We start from the raw sequence: 14,014 nt of genomic DNA on the forward strand, positions 1-14,014 counted from the left end.
CTCGACCGTTTCCACGGGGATGCGGTTGTTCAGGGGAAAGGACTGATCGTGCGTCAACGTTCGCTCATCGCCATCACCGCCGCACTGGCAGCGGGAGCACTCACCCTCACCGCCTGCGGTTCGCGAGACAAGGGCGACAATGGCTCGGACTCGGGCAGCGGTGGCACCACGGTCACCATCGGCGTCGACGCTCCGCTGACCGGCGACCTGTCCGCACTCGGCCTGGGCATCAAGAACTCGGTCGACCTGGCGGTCAATCAGGCCAACAAGAAGAACTACGTCAAGGGCGTCACGTTCAAGATCGCGGCCAAGGACGACCAGGCTCAGCCGTCCTCCGGCCAGGCGAACGCCACCGCGTTCGTCGGTGACAGCAGCGTCTACGGCGTGGTCGGCCCGCTGAACTCCTCCGTGGCCCAGTCGATGCAGAAGGTCTTCGACGACGCCAAGCTGGTCGAGGTCTCGCCGGCCAACACCAACCCGGCGCTGACCCAGGGCGACAACTGGCAGACGTCGAAGTCGCGGCCGTACAAGTCGTACTTCCGTACCGCGACCACGGACGCCATCCAGGGCCCGTACGCCGCGCAGTACGTGTACAACACGGCGAAGCTGACCAAGGCCTTCATCATCGATGACAAGAAGACCTATGGCGCGGGCCTTGCCGCCACCTTCACCGAGGAGTTCAAGAAGCTCGGCGGCAAGGTGGTCGGCACCGAGCACATCAACCCCGACTCCAAGGACTACTCCGCGGTCGTCACCAAGGTGAAGAACTCGGGCGCCACCGTGGTCTACTACGGCGGCGAGTACCCGCAGGCCGGTCCGCTGAGCAAGCAGCTCAAGGCCGCCGGCGCCAAGGTCCCGCTGGTCGGCGGTGACGGCATCTACGCCGACGACTACCTCAAGCTGGCGGGCTCCGCCGCCACCGGCGACATGGCCACTTCGGTCGGCGCCCCGGTCGAGACCCTGGACTCCGCCAAGGAGTTCGTCGCCAACTACAAGGCGGCCGGTTACAAGGAGGCCTACGGCGCCTACGGCGGCTACTCCTACGACTCGGCCTGGTCGATCATCGAGGCCGTGAAGAAGGTCGTCGACGACAACGGCGGCAAGCTGCCGTCCGACGCCCGCGCCAAGATCACCGCCGCGGTCCAGAACGTCTCCTTCGACGGTGTGACCGGCAAGGTCTCCTTCGACGAGTTCGGTGACGCGACCAACAAGCAGCTCACCGTTTACAAGGTCGACAGCGGGGCCTGGAAGGCTGCCACCTCGGGCACGTTCACGCCGAGCAGCTGACCCACACCCGCACGCAGCACCGAGCCGCGCGGGGCGCTGTTCCACTGGCGCCCCGCGCGGACTCACATCCGGCCTCATCCGTCGAACATTCCGAACGTCTCGGAGGACATGCGGTGAACGAACTGCCGCAGCAGCTGGTCAACGGCCTGCTACTGGGATCCATGTACGGGCTGGTCGCCATCGGCTACACGATGGTCTATGGCATCGTCCAGCTCATCAACTTCGCCCACGGCGAGATCTTCATGACCGGCGCCTTCGGCGCGCTCACGGTCTATGCGTACGTACTGCCGGGCGGCACCTCGATGTGGATAGCTCTCCCGCTGATGCTGGTGGGCGCCATCATCGTCGCCGTCCTGGTCGCCGTCGGAGCGGAACGGTTCGCCTACCGCCCTCTGCGCACCGCCCCGCGTCTCGCCCCCCTCATCACCGCCATCGGCCTCTCCCTGGCCCTGCAGCAGGCGGTGTGGGCCTGGTACCCCGAGGCCAAGTCCGCCCGTACCTTCCCCACCATCCCGGGCGGCCCCTTCAACATCGGCAACGTCACGATCCAGACCGGTGACATCTTCCTGGTGGTCGTGGCCCCGCTCAGCATGGCCTTCCTCGCCTACTTCGTGATGCGCACCCGCACCGGCCGCGGTATGCAGGCGACCGCCCAGGATCCGGACACCGCGAAGCTGATGGGCGTCAACACCGACCGCATCATCGTGATCGCGTTCGCCCTCGGTGCCGCCTTCGCCGCCGTCGGCGGTGTCGCCTACGGCCTCAAGTACGGCCAGATCGACTTCAAGATGGGCTTCCTGCTCGGTCTGAAGGCCTTCACCGCGGCCGTCCTCGGTGGTATCGGCAACATCTACGGCGCCATGCTCGGTGGCCTTGTCCTGGGCGTCGCCGAGGCCCTGTCGACCGCATACATCTCGGACATCCCCGGCATGGGCCAGTTCGGCAGCCAGTCCTGGGCCGACGTCTGGGCGTTCGTACTCCTCATCCTCGTACTGCTGTTCAGGCCACAGGGTCTGCTCGGCGAACGCGTCGCGGACAGGGCGTGACACCGATGACCACAGAGACCACCGCATCCGAGACCCCCGAGACCCCCGAGACCACGAGCGCCCCGGCGCCCGCGGCGTCCGGTCTGATCGGTCTGCCCGCCCCGTTCGGCCGCGCCCTCGCCACCGGCGGCGGCGTCCTCGCCGTCGTCTCCACGTTCATGTCGTGGACCTGGACCTCCGACTTCCCCGGTGACCTCACCGTCTACGGTTACCCGGGCGGCCTGCAGGTCCTGGTGCTGATCGGCGGCATCCTCACCACCCTGTTCGGCCTGTCCTCCTACGGCGTCAGGGGCCTGTCCTGGCTGACCCCGGGCAGCGCCGACAGCGCGCTGAAGATGGCCGCGCTCGGCACCTTCGGCACCGCCTGGTACACCGTGATCGCCATCACCGTGAAACTCGGCGGCCTGGTGAACCTGGACCCCGGCGGCTTCGTCGTCGCGATCGCCACCCTGGCCTCCGTGATCGGCGCGCTCGCCCTGCCGTTCGAGCGGCCGGAGCCCGACCCGGTCGACCCGGACGACACCGGCTGGGAGCTGTTCAAGCACAACTCCCGGCAGAACTGGAACACCTTCCGCGCCGCCTTCGCCGCCAAGACCCCGGCTCCCGCGGCCCCACTGCCGTCCTGGGCCGAGATCCTGGTCATCGTCGCGGCCATGGCCGTGGGCCTGATCGTCTTCAGCTACGGCATCGGCACGTCGTACGACCAGCTGTTCATCGGCTTCCTGATCACCGCCGGCTTCGGTTTCGCCTCCCTCTCCAAGGCCGGGATCGTGGCCCGGGTCTCGGCGATCACGGGGAAGCACCGGAACATCACCATGACCGGCGCCTTCCTCGCCGCCGCGGCCTTCCCGTTCACCCAGTCCAACGACCAGTACGCGACGATCGGCGTCTACATCCTGATCTTCGCGACCGTCGCGCTCGGCCTGAACATCGTCGTCGGCCTCGCCGGCCTCCTCGACCTCGGTTACGTCGCCTTCCTCGGTGTCGGCGCCTACACCGCGGCCCTGGTCTCCGGCTCGCCGTCCTCGCCGCTGCACGTGCAGTGGCCGTTCTGGGCGTCGGCGCTGCTGGGCGCGGTCGTCGCCATGATCTTCGGTGTCGTCATCGGCGCCCCGACCCTGCGACTGCGCGGCGACTACCTGGCCATCGTGACCCTCGGCTTCGGTGAGATCTTCCGGATCACCGTCCTCAACCTGGACGGCACCTCGGGCCCCGACGTCACCAACGGCTCCAACGGCATCTCCTCGATCCCGAACCTGAACATCCTCGGCTTCGACTTCGGCGCCGAGCACCAGATCCTCGGCAGCACCATCGGGCGGTTCGCCAACTACCTGCTGCTGATGCTGATCATCACGTTCATCGTGGTCATCGTCTTCCGGCGCAGCAGCGACTCCCGTATCGGCCGTGCCTGGGTCGCCATCCGCGAGGACGAGACCGCCGCGCTCGCCATGGGCATCAACGGCTTCCGGGTCAAGCTGATCGCCTTCGCCCTGGGCGCCTGCCTGGCCGGCCTGTCCGGCTCGGTCCAGGCCCACGTCACCTACACGGTGACCCCGGAGCAGTACCAGTTCGCCTACGTGGTCCCGCCCAACTCGGCGTTCCTGCTGGCCGCGGTGGTCCTCGGCGGCATGGGCACCATCTCCGGCCCGCTGGTCGGCGCGTCCCTGCTCTACCTGATCCCGGCCAAGCTGCAGTTCCTCGGCGACTACCAGCTCTTCGCCTTCGGTGTCACGCTCATCCTGCTGATGCGCTTCCGCCCGGAGGGCCTCATCCCCAACCGGCGCCGCCAGCTCGAGTTCCACGAGGAAGCCGAAGCGCCCGCCGTCCTCACCAAGGCAGGGGCCTGACCACGATGACCACGGAAACCACCGTCAAGGACGCCGCCCCCGGCGAGGTCGTGCTCGACGCACGCGGCGTGACCATGCGCTTCGGCGGCCTCACCGCCGTGCGCGGAGTCGACTTCACCGTCAGGAGCGGCGAGATCGTCGGTCTGATCGGCCCCAACGGCGCCGGCAAGACCACCTTCTTCAACTGCCTCACCGGTCTGTACATCCCCACCGAGGGCGAGGTCCGGTACAAGGGCGAGGTCCTGCCGCCGAAGTCCTTCAAGGTCACGGCGGCCGGCATCGCCCGCACCTTCCAGAACATCCGGCTGTTCGCCAACATGACGGTCCTGGAGAACGTGCTGGTCGGCCGCCACACCCGCACCAAGGAGGGCCTCTGGTCCGCCCTGCTGCGCGGCCCCGGCTTCCACAAGGCCGAGGCGGCCTCCCGGGCCCGGGCCATGGAACTCCTGGAGTTCGTGGGCCTGGCGGAGAAGGCCGAGCACCTCGCCCGCAACCTGCCCTACGGCGAGCAGCGCAAGCTGGAGATCGCGCGGGCGCTGGCCAGCGAGCCGGGGCTGCTGCTCCTGGACGAGCCGACGGCCGGCATGAACCCGCAGGAGACCCGCGCCACCGAGGAACTGGTCTTCGCGATCCGCGACAAGGGCATCGCCGTCCTCGTCATCGAGCACGACATGCGTTTCATCTTCAACCTCTGCGACCGCGTCGCCGTCCTGGTGCAGGGCGAGAAGCTCATCGAGGGTGACAGCGCGACCGTGCAGGGCGACGAGCGGGTCATCGCCGCCTATCTCGGCGAGCCGTTCGAGAACGCGCCCGGCGACGAGGAGGCCGCCGAGGTCGAGGCGGCGGAAGCCGCAGCCGAGGCCGACACCCCGACCGACGCCGTGCCCGGCAAGGAGAACGACCGATGACCGCACTGCTCGAAGTAGAGGACCTGCGGGTCGCCTACGGCAAGATCGAGGCCGTCAAGGGCATCTCCTTCAAGGTCGAGGCCGGCCAGGTCGTCACCCTGATCGGCACCAACGGCGCCGGCAAGACGACGACGCTGCGCACGCTGTCCGGGCTGCTCAAGCCGGTCGGCGGGCAGATCCGGTTCAACGGCAGATCGCTGAAGAAGGTCCCGGCCCACGACGTGGTCTCGCTGGGGCTCGCCCACTCCCCCGAGGGGCGGCACATCTTCCCGCGCATGACCATCGAGGACAACCTGCGCCTCGGTGCGTTCCTGCGCAGCGACAAGCCGGGCATCGAGAAGGACATCCAGCGAGCGTACGACCTGTTCCCGATCCTCGGGGAGCGGCGCAAGCAGGCCGCGGGCACCCTGTCGGGCGGTGAGCAGCAGATGCTGGCGATGGGGCGGGCGCTGATGTCCCAGCCGAAGCTGCTGATGCTGGACGAGCCGTCCATGGGGCTGTCGCCGATCATGATGCAGAAGATCATGGCGACCATCGCGGAGCTGAAGGCCCAGGGGACGACGATCCTGCTGGTCGAGCAGAACGCGCAGGCGGCGTTGTCGCTGGCCGACCAGGGGCATGTGATGGAGGTCGGCAACATCGTGCTGTCGGGCACGGGACAGGACCTGCTGCACGACGAGTCGGTTCGCAAGGCCTATCTGGGCGAGGACTAGGTCGTGGGATCACTGCGGGCCGGCTGTGGCCGGTCGCGCAGTTCCTCCCCCAGCCTTCGGCCGGGGGCACCCCCAGCGCCCTGACGGGGCGCGCCGCCCCTCGACGGCGTCACGAAGGCCCGCGTCCCCTTCTCCGGGGCGCGGGCCTTGGCGTAGGGGCGCGGGTCAGCTCTTGCCGGCCTTCTTCTCCTCGCTGTCCGCGATGACCGCCTCCGCGACCTGCTGCATCGACATGCGGCGGTCCATCGACGTCTTCTGGATCCACCGGAACGCGGCCGGCTCGGTCAGGCCGTACTCGGTCTGGAGGACGGACTTCGCCCGGTCGACCAGCTTGCGGGTCTCCAGGCGCTGGGAGAGGTCGGCGACCTCCGCCTCCAGCTGCTTCAGCTCGCTGAACCGGGAGACGGCCATCTCGATCGCCGGGACGACGTCGCTCTTGCTGAACGGCTTGACCAGGTACGCCATCGCACCGGCGTCACGTGCCCGCTCGACCAGGTCGCGCTGGGAGAACGCGGTGAGCATCAGGACCGGGGCGATGGACTCCTCGGCGATCTTCTCGGCCGCCGAGATGCCGTCCAGCTTGGGCATCTTGACGTCCAGGATGACCAGGTCGGGGCGGTGCTCGCGGGCCAGTTCGATGGCCTGCTCACCGTCGCCGGCCTCGCCGACCACCGTGTACCCCTCTTCCTCCAGCATCTCCTTGAGGTCGAGCCGGATCAGGGCCTCGTCCTCGGCGATGACGACACGGGTCGTCATCGGAGGCACGTGCGACTTGTCGTCGTCGGGTGCGTCGACTGGCTGGGGCGACTCGGCGGCGGTCACGGGGGCTCCTCGTTCAGGGCAGGGGTACTGCTGACAAGAGCCTACCTAGCTACGGTATGGTGGACGCGCGGAGGGTCGGGGATAACCTTTGATTCTTCGAGCCCCGGTAGCCCAATTGGCAGCAGGCAACGGATTCAAAACCCGTACAGTGTCGGTTCGAGTCCGACCCGGGGCACTTTTCCTTGGATTCCAAGGTCACAATAATTTCGTGTTAACAAGGGGCCCCACCGGTTACGGAGGGGCCCGTCGGCGTTGTGCGGGGGCACCCGCCGGCGTCACCTGGGGCTGTCGTCCTCGCCGATGTGGTGCACCCGGACCATGTTGGTCGCGCCGGAGACACCGGGCGGGGAGCCGGCCGTGATGACCACGACGTCCCCCTTCTCGCAGCGGCCGTACTTCAGCAGCAGTTCGTCGACCTGGTCGACCATCTTGTCCGTCGAGTCGACATGCGGACCGAGGAAGGTCTCCACGCCCCAGGTGAGGTTGAGCTGGGAGCGGGTGGCCGGTTCCGGGGTGAAGGCGAGCAGCGGGATCGGCGAGCGGTAGCGGGAGAGCCGGCGCACCGTGTCCCCGGACTCGGTGAACGCGACCAGGAACCTGGCGTTCAGGAAGTCGCCCATCTCGGCGGCCGCCCGCGCCACCGCACCGCCCTGGGTACGGGGCTTGTTGCTGTCGGTCAGCGGGGGCAGCCCCTTGGCGAGGATGTCCTCCTCGGCCGCCTCGACGATCTTCGCCATGGTCCGCACGGTCTCGATCGGGTACTTGCCCACGCTGGTCTCGCCGGAGAGCATCACCGCGTCCGTGCCGTCGATGACCGCGTTGGCCACGTCGGAGGCCTCGGCACGGGTGGGCCGGGAGTTGTCGATCATCGAGTCGAGCATCTGGGTGGCGACGATGACCGGCTTGGCGTTGCGCTTGGCCAGCTTGACGGCGCGCTTCTGGACGATCGGCACCTGCTCCAGCGGCATCTCCACGCCCAGGTCGCCGCGCGCGACCATGATGCCGTCGAAGGCGGCCACGATGGAGTCGATGTTCTCGACGGCCTGCGGCTTCTCGACCTTGGCGATCACGGGAAGGCGGCGGCCCTCCTCGTCCATGATGCGGTGGACGTCCTCGATGTCCCGGCCGCTGCGCACGAAGGACAGCGCGATCACGTCGAAGCCGGTGCGCAGCGCCCACCGCAGGTCGGCCTCGTCCTTGTCGGACAGGGCCGGCACGGAGACGGCGACCCCGGGCAGGTTGAGGCCCTTGTGGTCGGAGACCATGCCGCCCTCGACGACCCTGGTGTGCACCCGGGGACCGTCGACATGGGTGACCTCCAGGCAGACCTTGCCGTCATCGACCAGGACCCGCTCACCGGGGGTGACGTCACCGGCCAGGCCCGCGTAGGTGGTCCCGCACTGGCCGCGGTCGCCCTCGGCGCCCTCCTCGACCGTGATGGTGAAGGCGTCGCCGCGTTCGAGGAGTACCGGGCCTTCGGTGAACGTGCCGAGCCGGATCTTCGGGCCTTGAAGGTCGGCGAGCAAGCCCACACTGCGACCGGTCTCGTCGGAGGCCTTGCGCACCCGGTGGTAGCGCTCCTCGTGCTCGGCGTGACCGCCGTGGCTGAGGTTGAATCGGGCGACGTCCATGCCGGCCTCGACCAGGCCCTTGATCTGGTCGTACGAGTCGGTGGCGGGCCCCAGAGTACAAACGATCTTTGCTCGGCGCATGCTTCGAGCCTAGGCCTTACCGGCGGGTAGAGAATCGGTGGTGCATGACGACCCAACAACCTTTGGGTGAAGGCCTATTGACAAGTGTTGAATTGTGCGGCGACCCGCTCCTATGAGCATCCCGCAGGTCTTGAACGCGCTCACAGTTCCGGCGGAGCCATCGTGAAACGCACGCCGACCTCGGCGGCCACCCGCAGGCGCGGGGGTTCGAGGTCCAGCGGCTCGGCGGGGGCGTCGGCGACCGCCCGGCTGCGGACCCCGCCACCGAAGGCCGGCCGGTGCGGCCGCGGGCCCTCGGCGCCGGTGTCGGCGAGTTCGACCAGCGCGGCGAGGGAGGTGCCGAGGGCGCTCGCGTACTCACGGGCCCGCTGCACCGCCTCGGCGACCGCCCGCCGCCGGGCCTCGCCGTGCACGGGTGAGTCGGGGCGCAGGGACCACCAGGGCCCGTCGACCCGGGTCAGCTCCAGGTCGGCGAGGCGGGTGACGAGTTCGCCGAGCACGGTGAAGTCCGTGAACTCGGCGGTGAGCTGCACGCGGCCGTGATAGCTGCGCACCCGCTCGCCCCGGCCGCGCTCGGCGAATTCGGGCGCGATGGAGAAGGCTCCCGTCGACAGCCGCTCCACCGCCTCGCCGTACGACTTGACGAGTTCCAGGGCGGTGGTGTTGCGGCGGGTGAGGTCGTCCAGGGTCGAACGGCGGTCGCGGCCCCGGGCGCTGACCAGGACGCCGATCCGGGCCAGCTCCGGTTCGACCTCCAGCTCGGCCTCGCCGCGCACGACGAGGAGGGGTGCGTCGGGCGTGCCGGCCGAGCGGGTTTCCTCGAAGGTCATACGCCCCACTCTGTCATGTCATCCCCGCTTGTGCGGACCGGAGTTCGGGGATCAGGTCACCAGATCGCAACCTCCCGGACCTGTTGCCGTCGGTCCGGGCAGGACACAATCTACGCGCGTCGTTGACCGTTTCCCGAGGAGATCGAGACATGCCCTTGAACCGCCGGAAGTTCCTGAAGAAGTCAGCCGTCACCGGTGCGGGGGTCGCGGTCGCCGGGGCGGCGGCTGCTCCGGCACAGGCGTCGGCGCGGCCCGACCGGCACCCCAAGCGGTACTCGCTGACCGTCATGGGCACCACGGACCTGCACGGTCACGTCTTCAACTGGGACTACTTCAAGGACGCGGAGTACTCCGACAAGGCCGGCAACGCGATGGGCCTGGCCCGCGTCTCGACCCTGGTGAACCAGGTGCGCGAGGAGAAGGGCCGCTGCAACACGCTGCTGCTGGACGCCGGCGACACCATCCAGGGCACCCCGCTGACGTACTACTACGCCAAGGTCGACCCGATCACCGCCAAGGGCGGCCCGGTGCACCCGATGGCGCAGGCCATGAACGCGATCGGGTACGACGCGGCGGCGCTCGGCAACCACGAGTTCAACTACGGCATCGAGACGCTGCGCACGTTCGAGGACCAACTGGACTTCCCGCTGCTCGGCGCGAACGCGGTGGACGCGAAGACCCTGAAGCCCGCCTTCCCGCCGTACTTCGTCAAGAAGTTCCACGTCCCGGGTGCCCCGCCGGTCAAGGTCGCCGTCCTCGGTCTGACCAACCCGGGCATCGCGATCTGGGACAAGGCCTACGTCCAGGGCAAGCTGGCCTTCCCCGGCCTCGAGGAGCAGGCCGCGAAGTGGGTGCCGAAGCTGAAGGCGCTGGGCGCCGACGTGGTCGTGGTCTCGGCGCACTCCGGCTCCTCCGGCACCTCCTCCTACGGCGACCAGGTGCCCTACGTGGAGAACGCGGCCGCGAACGTGGCCAGGCAGGTGCCGGGCATCGACGCGATCCTGGTCGGCCACGCGCACCTGGAGATCCCGGAGCTGAAGGTCACCAACGAGGCCACCGGCAGGACGGTCGTGCTGTCCGAACCGCTGTGCTACGCCGAGCGTCTCACCGTGTTCGACATCGAGCTGGTGTTCAGCAAGGGCGCCTGGCAGGTGGAGTCGGTCGCGGCCTCGCTGCGCGACTCCAGGACGGTCGCCGACGACCCGAAGATCACCAAGCTGCTCTCCGACGAGCACGCGAAGGTCGTCTCGTACGTCAACCAGGTCGTCGGCACCGCCACCGAGACCCTCACGACGGTCGACGCCCGCTACCAGGACGCCCCGATCATCGACCTGATCACCAAGGTCCAGGAGGACGTGGTCAGGGCCGCCCTGGCGGGCACCGAGTACGCCGCGCTGCCGGTGATCGCGCAGGCCTCGCCGTTCTCGCGGACGTCCGAGATCCCGGCCGGCAACGTGACCATCCGGGACCTGTCGAGCCTGTACGTGTACGACAACACGCTGGTCGCCAAGTTGATGACGGGCGCCCAGATCCGCGCGTACCTGGAGTACTCGGCGGAGTACTACGTCCAGACGGCCGTCGGCGCGGCCGTCGACGTGGAGAAGCTCACGAACGCCGGCAACCGCCCGGACTACAACTACGACTACGTCTCCGGCCTGCGCTACGACATCGACGTCGCACAGCCCGCCGGGTCGCGGATCAGGAACCTGACCTACGGCGGGGCCGCCCTGGACGACTCGCTGCAGTTCGTGCTCGCGGTGAACAACTACCGCGCCAACGGCGGCGGCGCGTTCCCGTACGTCGCCTCGGCCAAGGAGCTGTGGTCGGAGTCGACGGAGATCCGCACCCGGATCGCGGAGTGGGTGACCGCCAAGGGCGTCCTGGACCCGAAGGACTTCGCGTCGGTGGACTGGCGGCTGACCCGCGAGGGCACGCCGCTGTTCTGAGAGAGCCGGTGTTCTGAGAGAGCCGGTGTTCTGAGAGAGGTGGACGGCGCCGGCCCGGGCGGGCCGGCGCCGGTCGCTCAGTCGACCAGGGGCGTGAGCTGCCTCGGCTGCTGCTGGGCCGGGACCCGGTCCTCCGGTCCCTCCAGGCCGAAGCTGGTGAAGGCCGTGCGCGCGGGCAGGGGGTAGGGCTCCTTGCCGGTCACGGAGTTGAGGATGGTGGCGCTGCGCCAGGCGGCGAGGCCCAGGTCGGGCGCGCCGACGCCGTGGGTGTGCAGCTCGGCGTTCTGGACGTACGCCGCTCCGCTCACCGACGGGTCGAGGACCAGCCGGAACCGCTCGTCCACGCGCGGGCGTTCGCTGCTGTCACGGCGCAGGTAGGGGTCGAGTCCGGCGAGCAGACGCCCGAGGGGGCGTTCACGGTAGCCGGTGGCCAGGACCACGGCGTCGGTGGTGAGCCGGGAACGGCCGCCCTGCTGGATGTGTTCGAGGTGGAGTTCGACCTTGGTGGTGGCGATGCGGCCGGCCGTCCGGACCTGGACGCCCGGCGTGAGGACGGCGTCGGGCCAGCCGCCGTGCAGGGTGCGGCGGTAGAGCTCGTCGTGGATGGCGGCCATGGTGTCCGCGTCGATGCCCTTGTGGAGCTGCCACTGGGAGGCGACGAGCCGGTCCCGGACGGGCTCGCCGAGGGAGTGGAAGTAGCGGGTGTAGTCGGGGGTGAAGTGCTCCAGGCCGAGCTTGGAGTACTCCATGGGCGCGAACGCCTCGCTGCGGCCGATCCAGTGCAGCTTCTCGCGGCCGGCCGGCCGGTTCCTCAGCAGGTCGAGGAAGACCTCGGCACCGGACTGGCCGGAGCCGACGACGGTGACGTGCTCGGCCGTGAGGAAGGCCTCGCGGTGGTCGAGGTAGTCGGCCGCGTGCACGACCGGTACGCCCGGGGACTCCACCAGCGGCTTGAGCGGGTCGGGCACGTACGGCACGGTGCCGACCCCGAGGACGATGTTCTTCGTGTAGGTACGGCCGAGGGCCTCGGCCTCTCCTTCGGCGTCGAGCTGGGTGTGGTCGACCTCGAACAGGTCGCGTTCGGAGTTCCAGCGGACCGCGTCCACCTGGTGGGAGAAGCGCAGTCCGGGCAGGCTCTCGGCGACCCACCGGCAGTAGGCGTCGTACTCGGCGCGCCGGATGTGGAAGCGCTCGGCGAAGTAGAACGGGAAGAGCCGTTCGCGGGCCTTGAGATAGTTGAGGAACGACCAGGGGCTGGCGGGGTCGGCGAGGGTCACCAGGTCGGCGAGGAACGGCACCTGGACGGTGGTGCCGTCGATCAGCAGTCCTGCGTGCCAGTCGAAGCGGGGGCGCTGTTCGTAGAAGACGGTGTCGAGTTCGGTGAGCGGGTGGGCGAGCGCGGCCAGGGAGAGGTTGGACGGTCCGATGCCGATGCCGACCAGGTCGCGGGGTGCTTCGGGCTCGTGGTGTGGGGGGTGGGTCATCTCGGGGTCGTTCCTTCCACGAGTTTCAGGAGGACGGCCAGTTCGTCCGGCCGGGTGTGGGGGTTGAGGAGGGTGGCTTTGAGCCAGAGCCGGCCGTCGAGCCGGGCCCGGCCGAGGACGGCCCGGCCGTCGTGCAGCAGGCCGCGCCGTATGCCGGCCACGTCCTCGTCGGTGGCTCCGGCGGGGCGGAACAGCACCGTGCTGATGTCCGGCCGGTCGTAGAGCTCGAAGCCGGGGTGTTCGCGGACCAGGGACGCGAACTCCCGGGCGCGTGCGCACACCTGGTCCACCAGCGCGCCGAGTCCGGAGCGGCCGAGGGTCCTGAGGGTGACCGCGATCTTGAGGATGTCGGGGCGGCGGGTGGTGCGAAGGGAGCGGCCGAGCAGGTCCGGGTAGCCGGCCTCGGTGTCGTCGTCGGCGTTGAGGTAGTCGGCGCGGTGGTGCAGGACGCCGAACTCGGTGGGGCGGGCGACGGCGAGGAGGCCGGCGGCGACCGGCTGCCAGCCGAGTTTGTGCAGGTCGAGGGTGACGGTGTGGGCGCGCTCCAGGCCGGCCAGCTTGTCCCGGTGCCGGTCGCTGAAGGCGAGGCCGCCTCCGTAGGCGGCGTCGATGTGCAGCCGGGCGCCGTGGGCCGCGCAGAGCCCGGCGATCTCGGGGAGCGGGTCGATGAGCCCGGCGTCGGTGGTGCCGGCGGTGGCGGCGACGAGGCAGGGCCGGGGCAGGTGGGTGAGGGCGTCGTGGAGGGCGGCCGGGTCGAGGGTGCCGTTCGGGGCGGGGACCACGACGGGGTCGGGCAGGCCGAGCAGCCAGGCGGCGCGGGGCAGCGAATGGTGGGCGTTGGCTCCGTGGACCAGCTGGACGCGGCCGTCCTGGGCCTCGCGGGCGAGCAGCAGGGCGAGTTGGTTGGACTCGGTGCCGCCGCTGGTGACCACGGCGTCGGCGAGGCCGATGGTGTGGGCGAGGGTGCGGGTGACCATGGCTTCCAGGGCGGTGGCCGCCGGGGCCTGGTCCCAGGAGTCCAGGGAGGGGTTGAGGGCGCTCGCGGCGAGGTCCGCGGCGGTCGCGACGGCCAGCGGCGGGCAGTGCAGGTGCGCCGCGCACAGTGGGTCGGCGGGGTCGGCCGCGCCCTCGGCGAGGGCGGTCACCAGGGTGCGCAGGGCGTCGGGATCACCGTCGTCGGGGAGTACGTCCCCCACGGCGTCCGCGACGCGCTCGGCCACCGTCTCCGGACCGCCCGCGGGCAGCGGTCCGCCGCGTGCCCGGGCGCCCGCGCGCAGGGCGTCGAGCACGGTGTCCAGCAGGGGCCGCAGGGCGTCGGGTCCGTGCGGTCCGGATGCGAGGGGCGGCATGCCCATGGGCTCTCCTCGGGTCGCTGGCCTAAGGGGGTGGTCCGCGGGGGGAGTTCCAGCTTGTACGGGA

General features: G+C 69.7%; 11 protein-coding genes and 1 tRNA gene. 7 read left to right on the forward strand and 5 right to left on the reverse strand.

The genetic code is table 11. The features are described 5' to 3' along the window. Positions 1 to 48: 48 nt before the first annotated feature. The 5 genes from MB828_RS45765 (at position 49) to MB828_RS45785 (ending at position 5,801) form a co-directional block, all read left to right on the forward strand. Entirely contained in the window at positions 49 to 1,287 is a 1,239-nt protein-coding gene (locus MB828_RS45765; RefSeq protein WP_133027095.1) for a branched-chain amino acid ABC transporter substrate-binding protein, read from the forward strand. A 113-nt stretch (positions 1,288 to 1,400) separates the two neighbouring features. Next, complete coding sequence (locus MB828_RS45770) at positions 1,401 to 2,333, forward strand: branched-chain amino acid ABC transporter permease (protein ID WP_133027096.1); 933 nt, start codon at positions 1,401 to 1,403, stop codon at positions 2,331 to 2,333. Between the two features lie 5 nt (positions 2,334 to 2,338). Continuing rightward, positions 2,339 to 4,180, forward strand: a complete 1,842-nt coding sequence (locus tag MB828_RS45775; protein ID WP_301653325.1) for a branched-chain amino acid ABC transporter permease — start codon at positions 2,339 to 2,341, stop codon at positions 4,178 to 4,180. A 5-nt stretch (positions 4,181 to 4,185) separates the two neighbouring features. After that, on the forward strand, positions 4,186 to 5,088 hold the full coding sequence (locus MB828_RS45780; protein ID WP_133027098.1) for an ABC transporter ATP-binding protein: 903 nt from the start codon (positions 4,186 to 4,188) through the stop codon (positions 5,086 to 5,088). Continuing rightward, complete coding sequence (locus tag MB828_RS45785; protein ID WP_133027099.1) at positions 5,085 to 5,801, forward strand: ABC transporter ATP-binding protein; 717 nt, start codon at positions 5,085 to 5,087, stop codon at positions 5,799 to 5,801. The genes MB828_RS45780 and MB828_RS45785 overlap by 4 nt, the downstream gene beginning before the upstream one ends. 165 nt (positions 5,802 to 5,966) lie before the next feature. On the opposite strand, the gene MB828_RS45790 is transcribed toward MB828_RS45785, so the two are convergent. After that, positions 5,967 to 6,623, reverse strand: a complete 657-nt coding sequence (locus tag MB828_RS45790; RefSeq protein ID WP_301653326.1) for an ANTAR domain-containing response regulator — start codon at positions 6,621 to 6,623, stop codon at positions 5,967 to 5,969. Positions 6,624 to 6,723: 100 nt separating this feature from the next. Here MB828_RS45790 and MB828_RS45795 point away from each other — a divergent pair. Then, positions 6,724 to 6,798 (forward strand) — tRNA-Leu (locus MB828_RS45795). A gap of 100 nt (positions 6,799 to 6,898) precedes the next feature. Here MB828_RS45795 and pyk read toward each other — a convergent pair. Both pyk and MB828_RS45805 read right to left on the reverse strand, forming a co-directional pair. Then, positions 6,899 to 8,335, reverse strand: coding sequence for a pyruvate kinase (pyk, locus tag MB828_RS45800; protein WP_301653327.1), 1,437 nt, complete (start codon positions 8,333 to 8,335; stop codon positions 6,899 to 6,901). A 140-nt stretch (positions 8,336 to 8,475) separates the two neighbouring features. Further along, positions 8,476 to 9,165 carry an SIMPL domain-containing protein gene (locus MB828_RS45805; RefSeq protein ID WP_301653328.1) on the reverse strand — a complete coding sequence of 230 codons (690 nt, stop codon included), beginning with the start codon at positions 9,163 to 9,165 and terminating at the stop codon, positions 8,476 to 8,478. Between the two features lie 149 nt (positions 9,166 to 9,314). On the opposite strand from MB828_RS45805, the gene MB828_RS45810 reads away from it, so the two are divergent. Then, positions 9,315 to 11,111, forward strand: a complete 1,797-nt coding sequence (locus tag MB828_RS45810; protein ID WP_301653329.1) for a bifunctional metallophosphatase/5'-nucleotidase — start codon at positions 9,315 to 9,317, stop codon at positions 11,109 to 11,111. A gap of 77 nt (positions 11,112 to 11,188) precedes the next feature. Here MB828_RS45810 and MB828_RS45815 read toward each other — a convergent pair whose 3' ends face one another. Together MB828_RS45815 and MB828_RS45820 are read right to left on the reverse strand one after the other, a co-directional pair. Next, positions 11,189 to 12,595: a lysine N(6)-hydroxylase/L-ornithine N(5)-oxygenase family protein gene (locus MB828_RS45815; RefSeq protein WP_301653330.1), complete on the reverse strand. Its 1,407-nt coding sequence runs from the start codon at positions 12,593 to 12,595 to the stop codon at positions 11,189 to 11,191. Continuing rightward, entirely contained in the window at positions 12,592 to 13,950 is a 1,359-nt protein-coding gene (locus MB828_RS45820; RefSeq protein ID WP_301653331.1) for a pyridoxal phosphate-dependent decarboxylase family protein, read from the reverse strand. Before MB828_RS45820 ends, MB828_RS45815 begins: the two co-directional genes overlap by 4 nt. Positions 13,951 to 14,014 lie beyond the last annotated feature (64 nt).

The sequence above is a fragment of the Streptomyces arenae genome, assembly GCF_022343545.1.
GTDB lineage: Bacteria > Actinomycetota > Actinomycetes > Streptomycetales > Streptomycetaceae > Streptomyces > Streptomyces humi.

What these genes read in the sequence shown, in the direction of transcription:
- MB828_RS45775 (WP_301653325.1), top strand. Translation starts at nt 2,339, where the DNA reads ATGACCACAGAGACCACCGCATCCGAGACCCCCGAGACCCCCGAGACC.
- MB828_RS45780 (WP_133027098.1), top strand. Translation starts at nt 4,186, where the DNA reads ATGACCACGGAAACCACCGTCAAGGACGCCGCCCCCGGCGAGGTCGTG.
- MB828_RS45785 (WP_133027099.1), top strand. Translation starts at nt 5,085, where the DNA reads ATGACCGCACTGCTCGAAGTAGAGGACCTGCGGGTCGCCTACGGCAAG.
- pyk (WP_301653327.1), bottom strand. Translation starts at nt 8,335, where the DNA reads ATGCGCCGAGCAAAGATCGTTTGTACTCTGGGGCCCGCCACCGACTCG.
- MB828_RS45805 (WP_301653328.1), bottom strand. Translation starts at nt 9,165, where the DNA reads ATGACCTTCGAGGAAACCCGCTCGGCCGGCACGCCCGACGCACCCCTC.
- MB828_RS45810 (WP_301653329.1), top strand. Translation starts at nt 9,315, where the DNA reads ATGCCCTTGAACCGCCGGAAGTTCCTGAAGAAGTCAGCCGTCACCGGT.
- MB828_RS45815 (WP_301653330.1), bottom strand. Translation starts at nt 12,595, where the DNA reads ATGACCCACCCCCCACACCACGAGCCCGAAGCACCCCGCGACCTGGTC.
- MB828_RS45820 (WP_301653331.1), bottom strand. Translation starts at nt 13,950, where the DNA reads ATGGGCATGCCGCCCCTCGCATCCGGACCGCACGGACCCGACGCCCTG.